Origin of the sequence: Pseudomonas sp. W15Feb34 (assembly GCF_023127765.1) — a bacterium.
Taxonomy (GTDB): domain Bacteria; phylum Pseudomonadota; class Gammaproteobacteria; order Pseudomonadales; family Pseudomonadaceae; genus Aquipseudomonas; species Aquipseudomonas synxantha_A.
This window is the reverse complement of sequence record NZ_SPKN01000053.1, coordinates 176,660-199,232: the sequence shown is the minus strand read 5'-3', so window position 1 is coordinate 199,232 and position 22,573 is coordinate 176,660. Positions and strand designations below refer to the sequence as shown.

Here is a 22,573-nt window from a genome sequence, read left to right as displayed (position 1 = left end):
TTTAAACGCTCAGGCGCAAGGCGAGGGCAGCGAGGGTGATCAACAGCACGGGCAAAGTCAGCACGATCCCGACCTTGAAGTAGTAACCCCAAGTGATAGTGATGCCTTTGCGTGCCAGGATATGCAGCCACAGCAAGGTGGCCAAACTGCCTATGGGGGTGATTTTAGGGCCCAGGTCGCTGCCGATCACATTGGCGTAGATCATCGCGTCCTTGACCACGCCCACAGCATGGCTGGACTCGATGGAGAGTGCGCCGATCAGCACCGTCGGCAGGTTATTCATCGCCGATGAGAGCAGTGCCGTCAGCACCCCTGTGCCCATAGCCGCGCCCCACACACCATAGGTGGCGAAAGTGTCGAGCCAGGTGGCCAGGTAGTCGGTCAGGCCGGCGTTACGCAGCCCATACACCACCAGGTACATGCCCAGGGAAAAGATCACGATCTGCCAGGGCGCTTCCTTGAGGACTTTACGCGTGGAAATCTTATGGCCCTTGGCGGCAATCACCAGCAGCAGTACGGCGCAGGCGGCGGAAATCGCACTGATGGGAATGCCCAGAGGTTCCAGGGCGAAACAGCCGATGAGCAGAATACCCAGTACCCACCAACCGGCGCGGAACGTCGCGGGGTCGTGGATGGCACTGGCGGGGTCTTCCAGGTCGGCCGGGTCGTAGGTCTGGGGAATGTCCCGGCGGAAAAACCACAGCAGCACTGCCAGGGTCGCGGCCACGCTGACCAGGTTCACCGGCACCATCACGGCGGCATATTCGTTGAAGCCGATCTTGAAATAATCAGCCGAGACGATGTTTACCAGGTTCGATACCACCAATGGCAGGCTCGCCGTATCGGCGATAAACCCCGCGCCCATGACGAATGCCAGGGTCGCTGCCGGTGAAAAACGCAGGGCCAGCAGCATCGACATCACGATGGGCGTGAGAATCAACGCCGCACCGTCATTGGCGAACAGCGCCGACACCAGCGCACCCAGCAGCACCATATAGGCAAACAACCGCCGTCCGCGGCCACGCCCCCAACGCGCCACATGCAGGGCTGTCCAGGCAAAGAAGCCGGCTTCGTCCAGCAACAGGCTGATGATGATCAGTGCGACGAAGGTACCGGTGGCATTCCAGATGATGTGCCACACCACCGGGATGTCCGCCAGGCTGATCACCCCGCAACCCAGGGCCAGGATCGCGCCCAGGCTGGCACTCCAGCCCACGCCAAGGCCCTTGGGCTGCCAGATGACCAGTACGATGGTGACGAGGAAAATCGCAATTGCGACAAGCATGAATAAACGCTCCGATGGCTCAGCAGCAGGTGCTGGCCCGTTGTGGTCTGTCGCCCATTGCATCCAGACGCAGCGCGTCGTTCTGCAACCATGGCTGGTTGGCTTGCAGGGTGGTGTCCAGCACCTGTGTGACCCAGGCGGGCAGTGCCGGGTTGATGCGGTAGTAGATCCATTGCCCTTGACGGCGGTCCAGCAGCAGCCCGCAACTGCGCAGTTGCGCCAGATGACGGGAGATCTTCGGTTGGCTATCGTCCAAGGCATGGATCAGTTCGCATACGCAAAGTTCGCCTTCGCGCAGGATCAATAGGGTCATCCGAGCGCGGGTGGCATCAGCCAGGCACTTGAACAGGGTGGGAGGAGAGAGGAGATCCGACATGATCAGGGTATCCATATATGGTTATTCGAATATACGTATTTCCATATGTTACGGTCAAATCCTGTTTCAGTTGATGTGGATCAAATGCCCGTGAAACAGCCACAACTGTTTGAAATTAAAATGAAACACAAAGGTCCTACAGTGCCTGCTCATTGCTGATGAAGGAAGAACCCGCGTGACCCGTGCCACTCGCAACCTGCGCAAGACCCTGGATTCCGTCGCGGAAAATAACGAAACCGCGGCGTTCGACCTGATGCGCGCCGTGGAAAAACTCGGTGACGAAGTGCTGCGCCAGCGCCTGCTCAACACCATCCACCGGCTGAACCAGGACGCGTACGAACTGCGTGAAGCGCGGGATTCGGTGGAGCAGGTTTCGGTGAGGCTCGCCTGAGCAAGATCGTTCAAGACAAGCCCCTGATTGCACTGGCATGCTTGTCGACTGTCCGTCGATGAGCCGTTTCCATGCCCACTGCATTACCTCATTACGCCTTCACTCGCGGCGCCATCGCCGTTATTCCCTTGTCTCTTGCCTGCGCCCCGTGGGGGTTGCTCGCCGGCTCCATGGCCATCGATGCGCAATTTACCCCGCTGCAAGCCCAAGGCTTGTCTGCCATCGTGTTTGCCGGTGCGGCGCAGTTGGTGGCCATCGGCATGGTCAAGAGCGGTGCCAGCCTGATATCCATCGTACTCACCACTTTGTTACTGACCTCCCAGCATCTGCTCTATGGCATGCACATGCGTCCCACGCTGTCGTCGCTCAATGTCCGGTGGCGCATGAGCCTGGGTTTCCTGCTGACCGATGAATTCTTTGCCCTGGTCAACCACTATGACCGCCAGACCTTCAATCGCTGGTACGCATTGGGCGTCGGCCTGACGTTTTACATCATCTGGAACCTCTTCACCCTGGCCGGCATTGTGTTGGGCAAAAGCATTCCGGGCCTTGATCAGCTGGGGCTGGAGTTTTCCATTGCCGCAACCTTTATCGCCCTGATCACTCCGGTGGTGCGTGATGTGCCGACCGTGGTGTGTGTCGCGGTCTCGCTGCTGTGTTCGGTGTGGTTGAGTTATTTGCACTGGGAGTCGGCGGTAGTGGTCTCGGGTGTACTGGGGATGAGCGCAGGTTTTGCCTGCAAGCGATTGGGAGTTGGGCAGCCATGATTTACCTGATGATTGTGGCCATGGGTCTTGTGGTGTTTTTCAACCGCTACCTGTTTATCGAGCCACGTTTGCCGGTGAGGCTTAATCGTGGCGCCCGTGAGTTCCTGGGTTTTGCCGTGCCGGGGATGCTTACGGCGATCTGCGGGCCGATTATTTTCCTGGCAGATCACCGGCTCAACTTGAGCCCAAGCAACCCTTACTTGCTCGCAGGTATCTGCGCCGTGGCCTTGATGTTCTGGACGCGCAGTGTGCTGATCACTGTGCTGTTGAGCATGGCGCTGTTCTATCTGTTTCGCTGGTGGTTCTGACGCCAGGGCAAAAAAAAGCCCGCGGGAGGGCGGGCAGAAGGGAGACTTCCAAAAAATGAGCTTGGCCACTATAGACGGCGGGTTGGCCCGTCACAGTGAAACAAAGTTCATGGGCGCGTCAGTTGGCCGCGGCACAGTGGTAGAGTCACGGTTTTTCCAAGGAAGCACAGGCATGTTCAAGATGGTAATCGGCGCATTGGTACTGGCCGCACTGGCCGGTTGCGCGGGCTCGAAGATGAAAGAGGCGCGTGCAGGCAGCCCCTATAAAACCCTGGCATCGGACAAGGCCACCCTGGTGGTCGCCCAGTGCATTCAGTTCGGCTGGCAGGATGAGCGCGTGTTCGGCGTGGATGCCGGCGGTTTCAAGGAGCCCACCGAGGCAGGTGGCTACACCGTCTACACCACGGCCGGCGACTACTTTGTTGACATACAAAGCACAGGAGCGGGTTCTACCGTCAAATACTATGCCGTGGAGGACAACATGCCAGCCAAACGTCGCCTGGCAGCGCTTGCCACTTGTCTGTAATACCTTGCCTTAACCCGATTCCGAAACGCCTGGCGGGACAGCCGCCGGGCATTGCCTTATGATTCAATCGCTCGCTCGACGTGATGGCTCTTTACCGGTACACGGATGTCGAGGCTTAAACGTCGAGCGAGCACCTCTTTGTTCAGCCTCAACGCGGCATAAAACCCAAGTGCCAGCGCCGCGGAATCATCAATGTCACCAGCCCCAATAACCCCGCCAATGCACCACTGACCCACAGTGCGCGCAGTCCCATTTGCTGCTCCAGCAGTGCGCCGATCACGGCACCGACAAACATTCCGGCCCACGGAATCAATTGCACGCGCCAACCATTGCGACGCTCGCCCATTACCCAGCGCCCCAGCCCGCGACCAAAGCGTGAGAGCGCCCCGGTGACGTAAGTGAGCCCCACGGGTAATCCGTTCACTTCTTCGACCGCCGCGTTGAGCATGCCCATGGCAATAATTGCCGCGAGCAACGCGGGCAAGGTGTCGGTCGCCGGCAACAGCGCCGCGCCGCAGAGCAAGGCGCCGATGCACAGCAACAACGGCAGTGCGTGGCGCTTGCTGAAACGGCTGACCACCACACCCAAGGCATTACCGACCACAAAGGTGGCAACCAGCAACACCAGACGCCCGGTGAGCCCCAGGTCACCCGCGCTGATGGCCACCGCCAGGCGCGTGGTGTTGCCGCTCATGAACGAGACGAAATCGCCGCTGGCCATAAAGCCAATGGCATCGGTCATGCCCGCCAGCACCGACAGGCAGGCCACCAGCATCAAGCCCACGCGGCCACGCCAGCGCTGGCGATGGGCGAGCGTGGCATTGGTATAAGGCTTGCGGGACGAAGGCAGCATGGGGCTGGGTTCCACGATGAGATTATTCGGCCACTACCGTAGGACGCTTTGCGTGTATGCGCAATGACTTCAGGCACGTTCCAGTTGCCAGCCTGTGGGGTGCCAGGTCAGATGATGAGTCGGCGCGATCGCCTGCAAGAATGCAGGGTCGTGTGACACGGCCAGCATCGCGCCGGTAAATCCCTTCAAGGCCTGCTCAAAGGCAAGCACCGACTCCAGGTCCAAGTGGTTGGTGGGTTCATCCAGGAGCAACAATTGCGCTGGTGTATCACGCCACAAGGCAACGGCCATGGCGGCTTTCAAGCGCTCGCCACCGCTGAGTTGCCCGGTCGGCCGCGTGACCCGCGAAGCATCCAGATGCAGCAGCGCCAGGCGCGTGCGCAGTTCGGCTTCGGCCAACGGCGTGTCGAGCAGGTTGAGCTGCTCGACAACGCTGCACCGGTCATCCAGCAACACCAGCTGCTGATCGATATAAGCGCTGGGCACCGCAACTGTGCACCCGCCACTGATCGCCTGCCACTGGCCTGCGAGTAATTTGAGCAGGGTGGATTTACCGCAACCGTTCGGCCCGCGTACGGCAACGCGTGCGGCCCCCGACAGGCTGATCGTCAGGTAGGTGCCCGACGCCTTGGGGTCGAGCCAGGGCAATTGCGCACGTTCCAGAGTCAGGACCTGCCGGCCGTTGGGTACTGCCGAGCCTGGCAAGGCGAGCAGGGTCGGCGTCTCATCCACTACGCGCGCGTAGGCTTGGCGCACCTGGGCGTCGAGTTGGTGTTTGTGATCGTGGTGGGCACTGCGCACCGTGCTGACGACTTCCTTGGCAGCGCTTTTCCAGCGGGACTTGGTAAAACGGTCGACGTTGGCGGTCTCGGCCTGCTTGCGTGAGCGCGCAGCATGGCGCTGGAGGCTGTCATGGTCTTTTTGCAAGCGCCGACGCTCACGGCTACGTTCCTGGCGCGCATGTTCCCATGCGGCGATAGCGGCGTGCTGTTGGGTATCGCGTTGCTGTCGATAGGCAGCGTAGTTGCCGCCATACACCTGAACGCCAAGGGGCGATAATTCGATGATGCGCGCCATGGTGTCGAGTAATTGGCGGTCATGGCTGACCACCACCAGGCCGCCGCGCCAATCAGCCAGTTCGCGCAACAGCCACTCGCGCCCGGCGCTATCGAGGTGGTTGCTGGGTTCGTCCAGAATCAACAACTGCGGCGCCGCCAACAGCGCTCCGATCAGCGCGACCCTGGCCAGTTGGCCGCCGCTGAGTCGGTCGGCCTGGGTGTCGGCGGTGAGTGTTGGCAAGCCTGCGGCATCCAATGCCAGGCGTAGGCGCTCTGCGAGGTCCCAGCGATCATCGATCAGTTCCAGATCGCCCTGGCGGCCGTCGCCGCGTGCCATACGCACCAGGGCGGCCAGGGCAGGGGCGGTGCCGGTGATATGGGCGACCGTTTCTCCCGCTTGAATCGACAACGCCTGGGGCACATAGATCAGGCTGAGTGGTCTTTTCAATGTGCCTGAGGACGGTTGCAGGATGCCGGCCATCAACTTCGCCAGGATACTTTTGCCACGGCCATTGCGCCCGACGATGCCGGTGTGGGTGCGATCAATGGACAGGTTCACGTCCTCCAGCAAGGTTTCGCCATTGGCGAACTGGAAAGACACATGTTGCAGGGAAACAAGAACGGGCAGCCGGTTGACGTCAGTCATCAGCACCTCCAAAAAAATGTCGAACAGGCCAACAAGCGCGCCAGGCGGCTCGTTGCGGATACATTCTGGAAGGCTTAGTTGTTCACGTCGGCGCTCGTCCCGTAAATCAGAAGGGGCGCAAAGGCTAACCCACCTTGGCTTTGTGCGGCAAGTCTTCGGCCAGCTTCTCCAGGAACATCGCCAGGGCGACTTCCTCGGCTTTCAGACCCTTGCGCACTCGTGGCTTGGGCAGTTTCGACAGTTCGCCGAGGCTGAAATGTTCAAGCACCGCGGGGTGGATGTAGCACTTGCGGCACACGGCGGGCGTGTTGCCCAACTGCCTGGCCACGTCCTTGACCATTCCTACCACGTGCCGCTTGGCGTCTGACTCCGGCTGCCACGCCAACTCGCGCAACACCGCCAATGCCATCGCCGTGCCCGCCCAGGTGCGGTAGTCCTTGGCGGTGAAGTCTTCGCCGGTGAGTTCGTGCAGGTAAGCGTTGACGTCATGGGAACTGACGGTGTGGCGTTCACCGTCTTCGTCCAGGTACTGGAACAGGTTCTGCCCGGGCAATTCCATGCAGCGCTTGACCACGCGGGCCAGGCGTCGGTCCTTGACGCTCACTTGGTGCTCGACACCGCTTTTGCCGCGAAACTGAAACTGGATTTCGCTGCCCTTGATGTCCACATGGCGATTGCGCAGGGTGGTCAGGCCGTAGGATTTATTCTCGCGGGCGTATTGGGTATTGCCGACGCGGATCAGCGTGGCGTCCAGCAACGTCACCACCGTGGCCAGCACCTTTTCGCGGGTAAAGCCGGGCTCGGCGATTTGGGCTTCCAGCTGTTTGCGCAATTTTGGCAAGGCGCTGCCGAATGCCTGCAACCGCGAATACTTGTCGCTGTCACGCACTTCGCGCCAGCGTGGGTGGTAACGGTATTGCTTGCGGCCACGGGCGTCGCGGCCGGTGGCTTGCAGATGGCCGCGCGGGTCGGCGCAGATCCACACATCGGTGTAGGCGGGCGGTACCGCCAGCGCGTTCAGACGTTTTATTTCATCAGCATCGGTAATGCGCTGGCCTTTTGCGTCCAGATATTGAAACTTGCCCCGCAGCTTTTTACGGCGGATTCCAGGCTGGGTGTCATCCACATAATGCAGGTCACGGGGCAGGTCGGCGGGCAACGAAGAGTCGGGCATGGTGCGGGTTCCTTGGCAACAAATCAGGCCGGTATGTCTGATTGACCGCAGCGTTTTGCGGTCGTGCCAATTGCTTAAGCCAGCACCGCCACTGCCTTGATTTGCGCCCATAGCACCTGGCCCGGATGCAGTTGCAGCTGGTCGCGGGAGAAACGCGTGATACGTGCCAGCAAGGGTGTGCCGCCGGCATCCAGGCGTACCAGGACATGGGCGCTGTTATCCGCCCCCATGTCCTGGATGACCGTCACGGGCAAACGATTGAGGATGCTGCTGTGTTCGTCCGCTTGCAGGTTGAGGCTCACATCCCGTGCCTGGATCTTGACCCGCAACGGTTTACCCACCGCCACCGGCGCATGGGCCACGCGAATCTGCAATCGGCAGTCAGGCAGTTGCAGGGTGAGCAACTGATAGTGCGCGTCGTAGGCAATGACGCTGCCGGCGATCACCACGCCGGCATCGTCGCCCAGGGCCAGGGGCAAATCGAGACGCGCCAGGGTTTCGCCGATGGGGCCGCTGGCCAGGGCCTTGCCGTCGCTGAGCAGGACGATATGGTCGGCCAGGCGCGCGACTTCATCCTGGGCATGGCTGACGTAGAGCACCGGGATATCCAGCTCGTCGTGCAGGCGCTCCAGGTACGGCAGGATCTCGTTTTTGCGTTTGCTGTCCAAGGCGGCCAGCGGTTCATCCATCAGTAACAGCCTGGGGCTGGTGAGCAAGGCCCTGGCGATACCGATGCGCTGACGCTCGCCCCCGGACAGGTGTTGTGGGTGACGCTCAAGCAGGTGACCGATGCCCAGCAGCTCGGTGGCCTGGGCCATATCCACACGCCGTTGCGCGCGCGGGATGCGCTTGAGGCCGAACTCCAGATTGGCCCGTACCGACAGGTGAGCAAACAGGCTTGCCTCTTGGAATACATACCCCAAGGCGCGTTTATGCGGTGGTACGAACAGCCCGTTGCGGCTGTCTTGCCAGACCTCATCATTGATCTGTACAAAACCCTCCTCGGTGCGCTCCAAGCCGGCGATACAACGCAGGCAGGTGGTCTTGCCGGAGCCGGACTGCCCATATAACGCGGTCACCCCGCGCCCAGGCAATTGCAGGTCCACGTCCAGCGCAAAGGCGGAATATTTCAAGTTCAGGCGTATATCAATCATCGCGATCAGCTCCAGCCCATCCCGGTTTTGCGGCTGGAGTACAACGCCAGCAATACGAGGAACGCGAACACCACCATGGCGCCGGCCAACCAATGGGCCTGGGCATATTCCATGGCTTCGACGTGGTCGTATATTTGCACCGAGACTACTCGGGTCTTGTCCGGGATATTGCCGCCGATCATCAACACCACGCCGAACTCGCCGACGGTATGGGCAAAGCCGAGGATCGACGCGGTGATAAAACCCGGGCGTGCCAGGGGCAGGATCACTGTAAAAAACGTGTCCCACGGATTGGCGCGCAAGGTCGCGGCTACTTCCAATGGGCGTGTGCCGATGGCGGAAAAGGCGTTCTGCAACGGCTGCACCACGAACGGCATGGAATAGATCACCGAGCCGATCACCAGCCCGGCAAAACTGAATGTAAGCGTGCCCAGGCCCAGCCATTGGGTGAACTGGCCGAAGTAACCGTTGGGGCCCATGGTCAACAGCAAGTAGAAACCGATGACCGTTGGCGGCAGCACCAACGGTAATGCGACTACTGCACCGACGGGGCCGCGCCACCATGAGGTGGTGCGCGACAGCCACAGGGCTATCGGAGTGCCGATGATCAACAGGATCACAGTCGTCAGTGACGCCAGTTTGATGGTCAACCAGATCGCGGAAAAGTCAGCACTCGACAGGGGCATTTACAGCTCGTAGCCGTAGGATTTGATGATGGCAGCGGCTTTCGGGCCTTTCAGGTACTCAACCAGCGCCTTGGCAGCGGCGCTGTCCTTGCCTTTGTTGAGGATCACGGCGTCCTGTTTGATCGGGTCATGCATCGATGCCGGAACAATCCACGCCGAACCGCTGGTGACTTTGCCGTCTTTATAGATCTGCGACAAGGCGACAAAGCCCAGCTCGGCATTCCCGGTGGACACGAACTGATAGGCCTGGGTGATGTTCTGGCCTTCGACGAGCTTGTCCTTGACCTGCGCGGTCAAACCTTGCTTGGCCAGTACCTGGGTGGCGGCCAGGCCATAGGGCGCGGCTTTGGGGTTGGCGATGGACAGGTGCTTGAATTGATTGTGCTTGAGCACTTCACCTTTGGCGTCCACGTAGCCTGCTGTTGCCGACCACAGCGCAAGGGTGCCGACGGCGTAGGTAAAGCGCGACCCCTTGACCGTCTGGCCTTCGCTTTCGAGCTTCTGCGGGGTAGTGTCATCGGCGCTGAGGAACACCTCGAACGGCGCGCCGTTCTTGATCTGGGTATAGAACTGCCCGGTAGCACCGTAAGCCGCGACCAGTTTATGACCAGTGTCTTTCTCGAAGTCGACGGCAATTGCCTGGATCGGCGCGGTGAAGTTGGCGGCCACGGCCACCTGCACTTCATCGGCATGGGCCGAACCCAGCACGAACACGGCAAGCAGGGGGGCCAGGCGCGAGATACGGTTCATCGTGAAGCGACTCCTTGGGCTGTACGGGGCGTTCAGGTAGAAGGCTCTACCGCTATGTATGGGAATATATAGCGGTTGGCCATTGCCGGTACAGTGCAAAGTTGCCGCTGATGTCAGTGGCGCGCGAGTCCGGTCAACGCCTGCTCGGACAATTGAAGCGTCAGGTCATAAGTGGACAGGTCTTTGCCAAGCCCCAGTGCCTGGCCCGCCCACAGGTTGCTGAAACCTGCTTCATCCTTGGCCTTGAGCGGCATTAACGCACCTCCGGCTTTGGGGAATGCCGGGGCGCTCGGGTTGATCGGGCCGAGCTCCCGCATCACGCGGTTGACGATGCCCCGCGCCGGGCGGCCGGTGAAGAGGTTGGTCAGTGCCGTCTCACTGGCCTGGGCATGGCGCAGCGCGTGGTGGTGCGAGGCGGTGATGCCGGCTTCGGGCGTGAACAGGTACGCCGTGCCGATCTGGACTGCCGAGGCGCCCAGGGCAAGGGCCGCGACGATGCCACGCGCATCACCGATGCCGCCTGCGGCAATCACCGGCACGCTGACTGCGTCGACCACTTGCGGCACCAGTGCCATCAACCCGATCTGGCTGTTCAGGTCATCGCTGAGGAATAGGCCACGGTGCCCACCGGCTTCAATGCCCATGGCAATAATTGCGTCGCAGCCGTGTTTTTCCAGCCAGATTGCTTCCTCAACGGTGGTGGCCGATGACAGCACTTTGGCGCCCGTGGCTTTTACCCGATCGAGCAAGGACTTTTCCGGCAGGCCAAAATGAAAGCTCACGACTTCCGGGCGCAGTTGTTCCACCAACTGGCACGCCGCGTCGTTGAACGGTGCGCGATTGGACACTGGGGTGGGCGCATCAAAATCGGCACCAAGTTCGTGATAGTAGGGTTGCAGCACATCCTTCCAATGGCGGTCACGCTCTTCATCGGCTACAGGCGGCTGATGGCAGAAGAAGTTCAGATTCAACGGCCGTGTACTGGCCTGGCGGATGACAGTGACCGCTTCACGCAGTTGCTCGATACTCAGCGCTGCGGCAGGCATGGAACCCAGCGCCCCCGCGCGTTGGGCAGCGATGACCATGGCGGTGGTCGTCGCGCCGGCCATTGGCGCCTGGATGATCGGCACGTCGATGCCCAGCAGGTCGAAAATACGGGTGTCTGGCCAGGTGCTCATGGGATGCGTCTCCAGCGTTAGTAGGGCATTTCGCTGTTTTAGCAGGGCCGTTGGCGCCGGGCCACTCTGTTTTATTCACTGGACGAGAATGGCATTTTATGAGGAGGGGGTTTCGCGCTTCAGCAGCTCACGTTTGCGCTCCACCCCCCAGCGGTACCCCGACAGTTCGCCATTGCTGCGTACCACACGATGACAGGGAATCGCCACCGCCAGGTGGTTGGCACCACAGGCCTGGGCCACGGCGCGAAAGGCGGTGGGCGCACCGATGTGCTCGGCTATCTGGGCATAGCTGGCGGTACTTCCTACCGGGATTTCGCGCAATGCCTGCCATACCCGTTCCTGAAAGGCAGTGCCGCGCAGGTCCAGAGGCAGATCCAGGCCCAGGGCAGGGGCTTCGACAAAGCCCACCACCTGGGCGACCAGTTGTTCGAAATCCTGATCCGCGCCAACCAACTCTGCCTTGGGAAACTGATCTTGCAGGTCGCGCACCAGTTTATCCGGATCATCCCCGAGCAAAATCGCACACACGCCACGCTGACTCTGCGCCACTAGAATTGCGCCCAGCGAGCATTGGCCGACGGCAAAGCGAATGGTGTTATTGACGCCGCCGCCTTTGTAGTCCTTAGGTTTCATGCCGAGTAGCTGGTCAGCCGCTTCATAAAAACGGCTGTTGGCGTTAAAGCCTGCGTCATACAGGGCGTCTGTCACCGACTGCTGCCCCTTGAGGCCACCGCGGACCTTGCGTGAGCGCAGGGCGCTGGCGTAGCGCTTGGGGGTCAAGCCAGTGCCGGCTTTGAACACACGGTGGAAGTGGAACGTGCTCAACCCGGCCTGGCCAGCCAGTACATCCAGGCTCGGGGGCGTTTCAGCCTGTTCGATCAGCCGGCAGGCGTCGGCGACTAACTGCGCATGGTAAGCCGCCAGTTGAGTCTGATCGCCCGCAGCGCGTTTGCTGGCACGATAACCCGCGGCTTCGGCCTGGGCCGGTGTGTCGAAGAACTCGATATTCTCAGGGCGTGGCAAACGCGAAGCACTGCTGGGGCGGCAATACACGCCCGTGGTTTTCACGCCGTAGACAAACAGGGCATCTGCCTTGGCATCGCGGGCAATGATGGCGGCCCAGCGCGGATCGTGTTCGTTGTTCATGGCCTGCACTCCAGACGGTTCAGGGGCAGATTAAGCGGGTCGCCCACCGGTAAAACTCCGAAGCTTGCGGTCAAATTAGCCGGCGGTGCGAAAGGTCAGGTTGATGCGTTGCGCGCCCATGACCGGATGCTCGCCGGCCTTGATCGGCATCACCCCATGAAAGCGCAGGCGATCAACCCCGCCCCACACCACCACATCGCCATGGAACAGCGAGACTTTTTGCGTTTTGTCACTGCGCTCATGGCCACCGAACAGGAAAATCGCCGGTAGGCCGAGGGACACCGAGACCACCGGCGCGCTGTAGCTGCGCTCGTTCTTGTCCTGGTGCAGAGACATCTTTGCCCCTGGCACGTAACGGTTGATCAGGCAGGCGTCAGGCAGGAAGTCGCGGAAGCCGGCCTCGGTTGCCGCCGCCATGGCCAGTTGGCGCAACGCATCCGGCATGGCGGGCCAGGGTTGCTGGTTGCGCGGGTCCAGTGGGCTGTAGCGATAGCCGCGGGTATCGGTGGTCCAGCCCAGTTCGCCGCAACTGCTCAGCGCTGCCGACATGGTAAAGCCACCGGGCGTGACCATTTGCCGAAAGGGGGACTGGGCCAGCACACGCCGCAACTCAGGTAGCAACCGCTCAATCCAGGGCAGGGCATAGCCCCTTAGAACGTAGGATTCTTCACCGATCTGCTCGCGCCCGGCAGGTTGTTGCAGGGCATCATCGGCGAACAAATCGGCAGTAGGGCCCGGCATGACTTACAGCGCCTTGCTCACGGTGATGTCGGTAATTACGTCGCTGGCATCGTGAATTTTCGCCAGGGCTTGCTTGGCTTCTTCGACGCTGTTGGCGGTCAACTGGGCAAATTCGAAGCGGCGTTCGCCGTTGAGCTTGTACTTGATGACGTATTTGGTCGTATGGGTCACTGCTTTTTTCCTGTCAGTTGCTGGTTCAGCTCAGCTTGGTGCTGGTGCGACGAACGATGCGGATCTTGTGGGACAGCGCTGGCTTGCGGGTCACGCTGATGGCGCGACGAGTGACCACATCAAGGGTGATGTTCCAGAAGCCGGTGCTGGGTGCAGTGATCTTGGCCGGGAATTTATCGAATGCACCGCCGTGGTAGGTATGGCGCCCGCCATTTTTGAAGCTGCGAAAGTTCGCATCGCTCATCAAGCGGATGTTGCAGGTCTGTGAACATTCGATAACGACAATGTCTCCCTCGTTGAGGTGCTCACGCTGGTGAATGAATTTCATGCGGGTGTCTCCAGAAGGGCTTTTTCTGAAAAATCAGAACGATACGTAGGTTAAGATGGAGTTTATCAGCCCCAGCGCGTTTATTATCGGGCCGTCGTCGACGACTTCGACAATTAAAAACAGTTATTTACCGTGTTATCAGAGATAAATCCTACGTTGCTGGGAGAAATTTACCATCCCCGCTGTCGTAGGGTCTTTATCGGAGGTTTTAGTATGAAGTGGAGTGTGTTGGTGCTGGCCTTGGCAATTGCTGGGTGTGCTTCGGTTGCAGATATCAAGCAGACCCCGCCAACGTTGGTGGTCATCTCAGGGAAGAAACCGCAGGAATATGCGGCGTGTGTTGTGCGCAAACTGGAGGCGACCCGTCGGCCGCCACAGATCGAACCCCATAAAGACGGTATCCAGGTCATCGTGCCGCAGAAGTTTTCGGCGGACCCTTCTGCGATCTTCGAAATCGAAGACCGCTCCAGTGGTAGCAGCATCAAGCTCTATGAAAGCATGTCCAACGTGCCGATCCGGCCGGGCGACGTGAAGAAAGCCGGGGAAGAGTGCATTTCCGGCTGAGGCCGAGGCTCATCCTGAGCTACGAACCCGATAAAAAATCCAACACCGCGCAGGCGCGGTATGCATCCAGGGCTGGGCATCCGTTAAACTGCCGGGCATTCACTACAAAGATGCCGCTCAAACCTTGGGATTGAGCGGCATTTGTTCTTTCTGGAAAGCCTGTTATGAAACGAGAAATCGTCAAAGCCCGCCACGCCGAAGGTCAGATTGCAGCGACCCATGTCATCCAGAACCCCGCCGACTTGGGCGAGTGGATCGTGTTCTTCAAAAAAAGCGGCGGTCGCAGCTACTTCCTGGTAGACGATCAGGATGAGGTCGAGTCATTCCCGCGGCTGGATGACCTGATTGAAATATTGCGTGGCCTGGGGATCAAGTTCGCCGAAGTGCATCTATAGCGCAACGGCTTACTTGCACACGACCACCACACTGCGACCTTTAAAGTTGCCCACGTCCTGGCCCAGGGTCTTGTCGCTGTCCTTGAGGGCTGGGGTGCCATTGGTGCCGACGATGCGGTAACCGGTGCCGGCACAGGAGGCATCAGCTTTCTCGTAGCAACTGGCCCATGAGTTGGCCTCGCCCGAGCAGTCGATGGTCAAGCCTTGCTCGCCATTTTTCAGCAGGGTGTCTGAAGTGGTGGTGCAACCGGCCAGTGCCAGTACTGCGGTCAGTGCCAGGATTTTGTTCATAAAGTCATCATCGAGAAGAAGTGGAGGGCGCTGACACTGTCGTGGGGCGTTGGCGCGGATTATAGCGAACTGCCACCTGGTGCGCAGTCCCAGATACAAGATCTTCGACTGCTCACTCCAAAGTGCCTCAGCCTCGCATCTGTGTCATGGCACGCCCATCACGAGCACTCCGCTGCCGCTTGTGGCCCCGGGGGTGGGGAGGGAACCCGCGCGCCGAGCCAGGGAAAACGTCACTTCATCGCCGCCCACGCTGTTGGTAATTTGGGTCCGGAACGAAGCGTTGACCGGCACCGCGGCCCCTGCACGAACAAGTGCAGTTCCCACGTTCGAATTGCTCATCCGTAGCAGGCGGCTGTCAAACGAAGACGGTATGCCTTTGTAGGTAATGGTGATGGGCGTTGTAATCCCGCCATCCGGGCATGAGTAGGTAAGTCTACGGTTGACGCGGATGGGGGTAGTCAGGGGGTCACTGCCCAACGCCCGTTGGTTGACGTCGCCAAAGTTGATCTCGATGGGGTTGTTATTGTTGATCGTGCATGTCGACGGCGAGACGGTGAAGTTGTTGGCGGCGGTATAAGTAACGGTGAGCTGCGGTCGAGTGCCGTCGTAATTGTTCGAACTGGTGAGGCGTAACAGGCCCAGGTTGTCGCCTATCCGAACGTCAAACGGGTTCGACGGGTAATTACGCAGCAGAATATAGGGGGTGACGTTGACAGGGTAAAAGACGCCGTTGTTAGGCACCGTGACTATCCCTATACCCGCCGGAACCGGGGTGTTATAGAACGAGCCATTGATGCGCAAGCCTGTGCGCTCGCCGGAAAACTTCGGGCCAGGCGTCCAAGGCGTACCTGAGGCATTGCCTGATGCCCAGTAGTCTGCATGCCAAGCCGGCCCGCCACTGTAGGTAAATCGACATTCCAGCCTTGCACCTTCCAGCATGAGCCGCGTGCGGTCCGCACTGAGGGTGACCATGACAGGCACTTGCAGGTTGGGGTTGCCGTTCTGCCAGGAACCTCCATTGACCCGGCAATCGACGGCTTGCGCAGTCGTTGCCATGCCACCGAGGGCCAGAAGCACAAGGGCACCATGTAGTCGTTTCATTCTTTTCTCTCGTTGTTCCAGAATCTGCATTTGCGCCTCTTTCACCTTTTTCATGGCACACCCATCACGAGTACGCCGCTCCCGCTGATAGCCCCGGCCGTGGGAAGAGAGCCCGCACGCCGGACCAGGGAAAACGTCACATCATCGCCCCCCACGCTATTGGTAATCCGGGTCAGGAACGAACCGTTGACTGGCACTGCGGCTCCCGCACGCACAAGGGCTGTACCCACATTCGCGTTGGTCATCATCATCAGCCGATTATCGAAAGACGATGGAACGCCTTTGTAGGTAATGGTGATTGGGGTGGTGATGCCGCCATCCGGGCATGAGTAGGTGAGCCTGCGGTTGGTGCGGATGGAGGTTGTTAAAGGATCAGTGCCTATCGCACGCTGATTGACGTCGCCGAAGTTGATTTCAATGGGATTGTTATTGTTGATGGTGCAGGTTGACGGCGATATGGAGAAGTTGTTGGCGGCAGTGTAGGCGAGGACGAGCGCTGTCCTGCCGGCGTCGTAGTTGTTTGTCTGGTTAAGTCGCAATACACCCAGGGTGTCGCCTATCCGCACGTCAATAGGGTTTGTCGGATTGTTGCGAATCAAAATATAGGGTGTGACTGCCAGGGGGTAGCCGATGCCGTTATTAGGAATGGTGAGTATCTGGATACCATCCGGGACAGGCGTATTGAAGAACCCTCCGTTTATCCGTAGACCGGTGCCCTGATTGCTGAATTTCGGGCCAGGCGTCCAGGCAGGACCCGCTTGTGCCGAGGTGGCCCAGTAGTCTTGTAACCACGGGGGGCCACCAAAAGAAGTGAATTTGCACTCTATGTTCGCCCCTTCAAGAAGAATGCGGGTAGGGTCGGCACCCAGCTGGACATACACCGGGATTTGCAGGCTTATCGTCCCACCAGGGTTCACCGTTTGCCACGCTCCACCATTCACACGGCAATCGGCAGCGTTTGCGATTGATGTGACGCCAACCAGGAGAAGAAGCGCCATGGCTCCAGAAAGTGGTCTGATCTGCATTTCTCGGTACTCCTCTAACTGAACGTTGCCCACATGCATCCGGCCTGTGCTGAAGTCGCCCGGAAAAGATTCCTGGTTCGCAGAGACTGTGTTCAATTCGTGAATGATCTATGGATAGTCCAGCGTGAACGTGGACGTCACTGTGTAGGCACCATGTCCGATGGTCTGGTCCTGGATAGCCCGCGGCTCGCCCTGCACATAGGCCTTGAGCTCGATCACATTATTGCCATCGCTCAACACCTGCCTGTCGCTGACAGTATTGAGTGGCAGGGGCTGGTTACCCGGCGTCTCCAGGCCTACTCCAATGCCGGAGGCGCCGCTACCGCCATCGAGCGCGAGCAATCCGGGGAGCTCGGGGTTTTCCCTGCCGCCGAACGTGATCGTGACTGTGTTGCCAACCGTGGTGTCGCAGTCCTCCAGGTGCAGCTTGAAAACCTTTCCGAGTGAGCGGGTGTTGAGGTAGAGGTACTTGCTGGTCAGGTCCCAGAGTTCCAGGGTAATGGCTTCGTCGCCGGGACGAATCGTGCAGGCTTCTTCAACCAGGTTGCCTCTGAAACTCAGGTTGTCCGCTGCGTTACCTTCGGCGATCAAGCCCAGGCTCAGTACCAGCGCGGCACAGGGCCACACCGGGTGGATGCGTTTATATCCCATGGACTCAACTCCTACTGGTATTCGGCCAACAACGTGGCCACCGCGGTAAAGCGGGCGGGTGTCAGGGTTGCGCCAGGTTGTTTGACCGGAACCACTTCCAATACCGGTGGCGACGACAGGCTGATTTCCAAGGGGGAATTCAGGACAAATGGCTGGCTGTTCTGGAAAACCCGAATACCCAGTGCTGGTACGCTGGTCTGTACCGCCGAACTGTCAAACGTTGTCGCGGTACCGTTGACGCTCAACTTAAGCTCCCAAGGCAGCGTGTCGGTGCCACAGTTGATGGTGTAGCCGACGCTCTGGCGGTATTTCACCCCATCGACGCGCTTTACGCCGACATCGCCAAAATCCACTTCAATGGTATTGCCGGCATCGATGGTGCAGGGCGGGGGCTCGTTCAGTGTTCCGCTGAAGGTCAGGTTGGCCGACACGCCGCTGCAAAAGCTGATGGCGCACAAGGCGAGCAATGCTTTCTGCGGCCAAAAGGTCATGGATCGTTTCTCTTCATGGGTAATCGACTTCATTGGTAATCCACCACCAGAGTGGCGATCGCATCGAAGGCCCCGCCTGTCAACTTACTGCCGACGCGCTTGACCGGTACAGCCTGAACCACCGGGAAATTGGGATAGGTAAAGTTCACCGCCGTGTTCAAAGGCCAGTCAGTGCCATTGACGAACAGCTTCACCCCAAGGTCTGGCTTGCGGGTCACGAGCACGCGACTGTCAAACGCAGCCCCGGTGCCCTTGAGTTCCAGTGTCAGCGCGTTGCTGTACGGCGCATCACAGGTAACGGTGTAGGGCACACCACGGCGGTAGTTGATTCCGTCGATCCTTGAGGTCAGCAGGTCATTGCCGAATGGCACATCGAGCGTACTGCCGCTGTTGATGACGCACGGCGGCGGCGCAATGATCACCGCACGGATGGTCAGGCTGGTCTCGGCCTGCGTCGCCTGGCTGACGGCCCACATCAGGCCGCCTATAAACACGGCCCACAAGCCGTTTGAGTTCGCCATTTTTCTGCCCTTACTCATAATTGAGCCTGAAGTCCACCACTGCCCGGAATGCCCCGCTGGTCAACGGTGCGGAGGTGCGTGTGGGCCGAACGTTCCAGGTCTGGGTGGCGCCACCCAGGGGCAGGAACAAAGGTTCCCCCCGCTGACCCAGGTTTACATCCCGGCCAAGCACATCAGTTAATTGAAGGCCCATCCCGCTGATGCCTTGCACTTTGACCAGGCGTGAATCATCGGCATCGGCCGGTGCGAGGAACGCTACCGACAGCACCGGTTGAAAGGCACTCCACGTCAGATTGCCTGTGCGTTCACTGCGGATGCTGCCGGCGGTGCGGTGGCAATCGGTGAAGCGCAACTGGAATGCCACTGACCTTGCCTGATCGCCAGGACGACGCAATTGGCTGGTGGAGACATCGCCCAAATCAATGGTTTGATGCACCGACGTCATCTCCAGGTTGCAGGGGGTTTCATGCATTGATCCGGAGATATTCAGTCGTCCGCTCATGCCTTCTATATCGTCTTCATCCTGGGCCTGCGCGCTCCCGACAAGGGCCAGTAGCAGGCCGCCCAAGACCTTCACATAGTGCGATTTCATGGCTGACTCCGGTCGGTATTACGGTGTGAGCGGGGCTGCTTGCAGGTTCACCTTGCAAGTCTCGCCACTGCAGGTGAACGCCAGCAGCGGACGTCCGCCGTAGTCATTCACGTAGGCCAGATAAGGCGAGGTGCCGAGGGCCTTGGCGGTCGGGCCCAGGGTCAGCGAGCCTTTGGGTGGCACCATCAGCGGTTCGAAACCCGGCACGGTCTTGCCATCCTTGGTGCTGCGTGCATCCACCAGGGTCACGAAGTACGGCGTTGGGTTGTTCACCTGGTAATGTTCGCCCTGCCGTGAAAGGGTCAGCTTTTCTTGCCAGGGGTTGGACAGATCTTGCTGGGTCGGTGTGATGGCTTGCGGTCGATAGAACAATTTGATCCGGGTTTGCAGCGCGATTTGCAGCGTGTTGGCCTTGTCGCTGCGCGGCGGAATTTCCCGCAGATTAAAGTAGTAGACCGTCTCCCGATCCTGTGGCAAGGATTTGGCCGCGGGCAGTGCCTGGACCTTTACCTGGCTTTGTTTGCCAGGCTCCACACGCTGCACCGGTGGCAGCACGATCAAGGGTGCGGTGATTTTCTGACCCTGTTCATCCTCAATCCATCCTTGGGCCAGGTACGGCAACTGGGTGTTGTTGTTGGTGATATTCACGCTGGTGGCGTCCTTGCTTCCGTCAAAGATCACGCGTGTACGGTCCAAGGCAATCGCAGCGTGGGCGCTTTGGCTCAGGCTGAAGGCCAGCATTGCGATGGACGAGAGGGTGAGGCGTGTATTGAGCATCATGAGGATGTGTTCTCCGTGGCGGTGTGCTGGCCGGTCAGCTTGGACGGCGCGGGCGAGGTTTGATCAGTGGCTACCATTGGGCAATCCAGTTGCAGGGCATGGGTCAAGCCATCAGCCGGCAAATCCAAAGGCAGCGTAAGAATGCAGCGCGAATTTTCTCCCCAGGTGACGAACATCTGCTCACCTGCCTGGATACCGCTGAGGTACACACTGCCGCCATCATTCACAATGCCGGTGTCCTGTTGCTTAGCGTTCTTAACCATTGCTCCGAAGGGCGGCGTACTGCCATCCGGCAGGCGCAGTACCGCCATGGCTTTCTCACCGGAAATCACCTCCAGGGATCGGTAGCCGATGGCACCTTCGGTGAGGGTCACTTGCGTGACAGATTGCGTGGCTTCGACGTTTTTCGGCAGGCGCTCCAGATCCACGCTGGCCGCCGTACGCTGGTAACTGCTCAAATCGGAAATCACTGCTTTACCAAAGGCGTTGCTGCGCGTCGGCGTGCCGTAACCGCGCACTGGCACATCGGCTACACCGCCGGTATCGACCATCAGACGCGTGCCGCCCATGCTGCTGGTTCGATGCAGTGCTGCGCCGTGGGGCGTGAGGGTGCCGCCACCGCGGGCCGACATGCTCAGGCTGGTGTTGCCCTGTTGACGGCTGGCGGCCAGCGTCAAGTCAGCCTGATCGCCCATGTGGCTCAGGTAACCGCTGGCGGAATTGTCACTTGCACTGAGCTGGTAGCTGTTGCGTTCATCCAGGCGATCGCTGTAGCGCGTTGAAAAGCCGCTCTTGCCTGCTGTTCTGTTCGCGTCCAGCGATAACGTGCCACTGCGTCCCAGCGGCAGGCTGACCGTCAGCGCCATGCCGTTATCCTTATAGCTGTAGTCCTGGGTGCGATAGACATTCAGGGACAGGCTCAGATTCTTGACGGTGCCGACATTGAAGTAGCGAGATACCGACAAGTTCCAACGCTGGCTGGAGGGCCGCGACCAGTAAGTTTGTTTGTTGTAACTGGCGTACACCGTGGCACCCAAGTCGCGAAACTGTTTGTTGATCGTGGCGGTATACAGCGCCTTACTGCCCCCTATAGGTTTGAATTCGCCAGCGTATTGACCGAACTCGTCGTATTTTCCGCGCCCTGCGAGTTCGCCGTTCATTCCATAATGACGAGCATCCAGGTATTCGCTCATGCTTAAGAAGTTCTTATCGGAAAACCGATAACCTGCGAAGGTTACTTGGCTGTCGTATTGTTCGAAGTTCTTGGAGTATTGCAGGCGATAGGATTTGCCCGAGAGGGTCTGATTCCACACGTTCGCATGGGACTGGGTGACATCCAGGGATAATGCTCCTAACACCAGCAAGTCACGACCTGCACCGACAGTGGCCGCATGGTAGTTGTTATCGGTAATGGCGCCGCCGAACAATGACCAGCCGTTGCTGACCCCCCAGGAGAATTCGCCGGTGCCGAAAAAGTTACCGTCAGCCCCGTATTGAAGATCGGAAGGCCGTCCGGTCGCGAGTTTGTAGCGGAGTTGCCCGGGGCGCGTCAGGTAAGGAACACCGGCAGTGTTGAGCTTGAAGGTTTGCACCGAGCCGTCCTGCTCTTCCACGCGCACATCCAGCGTACCCGTGACGGCGTCATTGAGGTCCTGAATGCGAAAGGGGCCGGCCGCCACCAGGGCTTCATACAGCACGCGGCCTTGCTGGCTGACGACGACCCTGGCGTTTGTCTTGGCAACCCCGACAACCTCCGGCGCATAGCCGCGCAAGTTCGGTGGCAGTTGGCTTTCGTCCGAATTCAGCGCGGCACCGGTAAAACGGAAGCTGTCGAACAGGTCCGAGTACAGGTAGTTCTCGCCCACCACCAATCGCGCCTTCAGCGAAGGAATGGCGCGGTAAGCGTAGTAGCGGCTCCACTCCAGCTTCTGCTCCCCGGCGGATCGGTCCCTCGCGCTGTCGACGCGTCCCTGCCAATCGGCACGCAGGCGCCAGGCCCCGGCATTGGCCCCCAGGGTTCCATTGCCGCTCAGGTGATTGCGTGTATTTTGGTTTTTCTGGGCGTTGGACTGTGCCGTCAGGTTGTAGTCAACCAGTAATCCCGGCACTCCCTCATCCCAGCGCGCGGGTGGATCCCAGTTGAGGGCGCTGTATTCAAGGTAGGCATGGGGCAGGTTGATGTTCAGCGTGGAGGTGGCCAGGTCAGCGCTCACCTCTGTACCTGGCAGGCCTTGGGTATCCAGGCACTCGCCGTTTTTCCACGCGGTGAGCTTGGTGGCATCCGACGCCTTCAGCCCCAACAGTTCCACCAGGCCAGGGGACAAGCATGCCTGGCTGCCCTTGGGATCATGCTCGGGAGGGTAGAAGGCCACCGCTTGCTCGGAAACAGGCTGGCCATTGATCTGCACAAGCATCGTGTAGGTCCCGGGCAGAATGAAACCGCTACGGGCGAAGCGGGACAAATCAATATTGGTGCGATCATTCAAATCAAGCACGTCGGTATTGAATTCGATATCCCCGGCGCCCAACGCGGTTCCGGCCAGCGACATCAGCCCGCCTACCAGGCTGGGGCGAAGCGTATTTTTGATCTTCGACGCATTCAGCATGAAAGCAACCCATCAATG

General features: G+C 59.6%; 28 protein-coding genes. 6 read left to right on the top strand and 22 right to left on the bottom strand.

Features of this window, described 5'->3' with window-relative positions:
- Position 1 precedes the first annotated feature (1 nt).
- Positions 2–1,285 carry an arsenic transporter gene (locus E4O97_RS27155; protein WP_078821319.1) on the bottom strand — a complete coding sequence of 428 codons (1,284 nt, stop codon included), beginning with the start codon at positions 1,283–1,285 and terminating at the stop codon, positions 2–4.
- Between the two features lie 19 nt (positions 1,286–1,304).
- Positions 1,305–1,661 (bottom strand): metalloregulator ArsR/SmtB family transcription factor, encoded by a 357-nt coding sequence (locus tag E4O97_RS27150; RefSeq protein ID WP_078821421.1) that lies wholly within the window; start codon positions 1,659–1,661, stop codon positions 1,305–1,307.
- Positions 1,662–1,836: 175 nt separating this feature from the next.
- Between E4O97_RS27150 and E4O97_RS27145 the strand changes: the two genes are divergently transcribed.
- The 4 genes from E4O97_RS27145 (at position 1,837) to E4O97_RS27130 (ending at position 3,653) form a co-directional block, all read left to right on the top strand.
- Positions 1,837–2,052 carry a hypothetical protein gene (locus tag E4O97_RS27145; protein ID WP_005788169.1) on the top strand — a complete coding sequence of 72 codons (216 nt, stop codon included), beginning with the start codon at positions 1,837–1,839 and terminating at the stop codon, positions 2,050–2,052.
- Between the two features lie 71 nt (positions 2,053–2,123).
- On the top strand, positions 2,124–2,819 hold the full coding sequence (locus tag E4O97_RS27140) for an AzlC family ABC transporter permease (RefSeq protein WP_248162788.1): 696 nt from the start codon (positions 2,124–2,126) through the stop codon (positions 2,817–2,819).
- Positions 2,816–3,127 (top strand): AzlD domain-containing protein, encoded by a 312-nt coding sequence (locus E4O97_RS27135; protein WP_005788173.1) that lies wholly within the window; start codon positions 2,816–2,818, stop codon positions 3,125–3,127. The genes E4O97_RS27140 and E4O97_RS27135 overlap by 4 nt, the downstream gene beginning before the upstream one ends.
- Before the next feature lie 172 nt (positions 3,128–3,299).
- Positions 3,300–3,653, top strand: coding sequence for a hypothetical protein (locus E4O97_RS27130; protein WP_005788175.1), 354 nt, complete (start codon positions 3,300–3,302; stop codon positions 3,651–3,653).
- A gap of 148 nt (positions 3,654–3,801) precedes the next feature.
- Here E4O97_RS27130 and E4O97_RS27125 read toward each other — a convergent pair whose 3' ends face one another.
- From E4O97_RS27125 to E4O97_RS27075, 11 genes are all read right to left on the bottom strand, one after another.
- Positions 3,802–4,506, bottom strand: coding sequence for a YoaK family protein (locus E4O97_RS27125; protein WP_032875504.1), 705 nt, complete (start codon positions 4,504–4,506; stop codon positions 3,802–3,804).
- A 69-nt stretch (positions 4,507–4,575) separates the two neighbouring features.
- Entirely contained in the window at positions 4,576–6,210 is a 1,635-nt protein-coding gene (locus E4O97_RS27120; RefSeq protein WP_248162786.1) for an ABC-F family ATP-binding cassette domain-containing protein, read from the bottom strand.
- Between the two features lie 124 nt (positions 6,211–6,334).
- The gene (locus tag E4O97_RS27115) at positions 6,335–7,384 is read right to left on the bottom strand and encodes a DNA topoisomerase IB (protein WP_005788182.1); all 1,050 of its coding nucleotides are present in this window, start codon (positions 7,382–7,384) and stop codon (positions 6,335–6,337) included.
- A 74-nt stretch (positions 7,385–7,458) separates the two neighbouring features.
- Positions 7,459–8,538, bottom strand: a complete 1,080-nt coding sequence (gene modC, locus E4O97_RS27110; protein ID WP_248162785.1) for a molybdenum ABC transporter ATP-binding protein — start codon at positions 8,536–8,538, stop codon at positions 7,459–7,461.
- Positions 8,539–8,543: 5 nt separating this feature from the next.
- Positions 8,544–9,224: a molybdate ABC transporter permease subunit gene (gene modB, locus E4O97_RS27105; RefSeq protein WP_078821322.1), complete on the bottom strand. Its 681-nt coding sequence runs from the start codon at positions 9,222–9,224 to the stop codon at positions 8,544–8,546.
- Entirely contained in the window at positions 9,225–9,974 is a 750-nt protein-coding gene (modA, locus tag E4O97_RS27100) for a molybdate ABC transporter substrate-binding protein (RefSeq protein ID WP_032875495.1), read from the bottom strand. It abuts the gene before it with no gap.
- Positions 9,975–10,087: 113 nt separating this feature from the next.
- Positions 10,088–11,152: a nitronate monooxygenase gene (locus E4O97_RS27095; RefSeq protein WP_248162784.1), complete on the bottom strand. Its 1,065-nt coding sequence runs from the start codon at positions 11,150–11,152 to the stop codon at positions 10,088–10,090.
- A gap of 96 nt (positions 11,153–11,248) precedes the next feature.
- Positions 11,249–12,298: a bifunctional DNA-binding transcriptional regulator/O6-methylguanine-DNA methyltransferase Ada gene (gene ada / locus E4O97_RS27090; protein WP_248162783.1), complete on the bottom strand. Its 1,050-nt coding sequence runs from the start codon at positions 12,296–12,298 to the stop codon at positions 11,249–11,251.
- Between the two features lie 75 nt (positions 12,299–12,373).
- A complete protein-coding gene (alkB, locus tag E4O97_RS27085; protein WP_032875491.1) occupies positions 12,374–13,039 on the bottom strand; it encodes a DNA oxidative demethylase AlkB in 666 nt (221 codons plus the stop codon).
- Between the two features lie 3 nt (positions 13,040–13,042).
- Positions 13,043–13,210: a hypothetical protein gene (locus E4O97_RS27080; protein WP_177464515.1), complete on the bottom strand. Its 168-nt coding sequence runs from the start codon at positions 13,208–13,210 to the stop codon at positions 13,043–13,045.
- Between the two features lie 25 nt (positions 13,211–13,235).
- Complete coding sequence (locus tag E4O97_RS27075) at positions 13,236–13,538, bottom strand: DUF1883 domain-containing protein (RefSeq protein WP_003173824.1); 303 nt, start codon at positions 13,536–13,538, stop codon at positions 13,236–13,238.
- A 213-nt stretch (positions 13,539–13,751) separates the two neighbouring features.
- On the opposite strand from E4O97_RS27075, the gene E4O97_RS27070 reads away from it, so the two are divergent.
- Together E4O97_RS27070 and E4O97_RS27065 are read left to right on the top strand one after the other, a co-directional pair.
- Positions 13,752–14,102 (top strand): hypothetical protein, encoded by a 351-nt coding sequence (locus tag E4O97_RS27070; RefSeq protein ID WP_005788197.1) that lies wholly within the window; start codon positions 13,752–13,754, stop codon positions 14,100–14,102.
- A gap of 164 nt (positions 14,103–14,266) precedes the next feature.
- Positions 14,267–14,497: a hypothetical protein gene (locus E4O97_RS27065; RefSeq protein WP_005788199.1), complete on the top strand. Its 231-nt coding sequence runs from the start codon at positions 14,267–14,269 to the stop codon at positions 14,495–14,497.
- A gap of 9 nt (positions 14,498–14,506) precedes the next feature.
- On the opposite strand, the gene E4O97_RS27060 is transcribed toward E4O97_RS27065, so the two are convergent.
- The 9 genes from E4O97_RS27060 to E4O97_RS27020 all read right to left on the bottom strand — a co-directional run bounded on the left by E4O97_RS27060 (position 14,507) and on the right by E4O97_RS27020 (position 22,555).
- Positions 14,507–14,788, bottom strand: a complete 282-nt coding sequence (locus E4O97_RS27060; protein ID WP_078821328.1) for a hypothetical protein — start codon at positions 14,786–14,788, stop codon at positions 14,507–14,509.
- Between the two features lie 144 nt (positions 14,789–14,932).
- Positions 14,933–15,889, bottom strand: a complete 957-nt coding sequence (locus E4O97_RS27055) for a fimbrial protein (protein ID WP_078821422.1) — start codon at positions 15,887–15,889, stop codon at positions 14,933–14,935.
- A 50-nt stretch (positions 15,890–15,939) separates the two neighbouring features.
- On the bottom strand, positions 15,940–16,914 hold the full coding sequence (locus tag E4O97_RS27050) for a fimbrial protein (RefSeq protein WP_248162781.1): 975 nt from the start codon (positions 16,912–16,914) through the stop codon (positions 15,940–15,942).
- A 108-nt stretch (positions 16,915–17,022) separates the two neighbouring features.
- Positions 17,023–17,565 (bottom strand): fimbrial protein, encoded by a 543-nt coding sequence (locus tag E4O97_RS27045; RefSeq protein ID WP_248162780.1) that lies wholly within the window; start codon positions 17,563–17,565, stop codon positions 17,023–17,025.
- Between the two features lie 11 nt (positions 17,566–17,576).
- Positions 17,577–18,056 (bottom strand): fimbrial protein, encoded by a 480-nt coding sequence (locus E4O97_RS27040; RefSeq protein WP_078821424.1) that lies wholly within the window; start codon positions 18,054–18,056, stop codon positions 17,577–17,579.
- Between the two features lie 29 nt (positions 18,057–18,085).
- Positions 18,086–18,577: a fimbrial protein gene (locus tag E4O97_RS27035; RefSeq protein ID WP_216091412.1), complete on the bottom strand. Its 492-nt coding sequence runs from the start codon at positions 18,575–18,577 to the stop codon at positions 18,086–18,088.
- 10 nt (positions 18,578–18,587) lie between these two features.
- Positions 18,588–19,169: a fimbrial protein gene (locus tag E4O97_RS27030; protein ID WP_078821331.1), complete on the bottom strand. Its 582-nt coding sequence runs from the start codon at positions 19,167–19,169 to the stop codon at positions 18,588–18,590.
- Between the two features lie 18 nt (positions 19,170–19,187).
- Positions 19,188–19,949: a fimbria/pilus periplasmic chaperone gene (locus tag E4O97_RS27025; RefSeq protein ID WP_248132230.1), complete on the bottom strand. Its 762-nt coding sequence runs from the start codon at positions 19,947–19,949 to the stop codon at positions 19,188–19,190.
- Entirely contained in the window at positions 19,946–22,555 is a 2,610-nt protein-coding gene (locus E4O97_RS27020) for an outer membrane usher protein (RefSeq protein ID WP_248162779.1), read from the bottom strand. Before E4O97_RS27020 ends, E4O97_RS27025 begins: the two co-directional genes overlap by 4 nt.
- Positions 22,556–22,573: the final 18 nt, after the last annotated feature.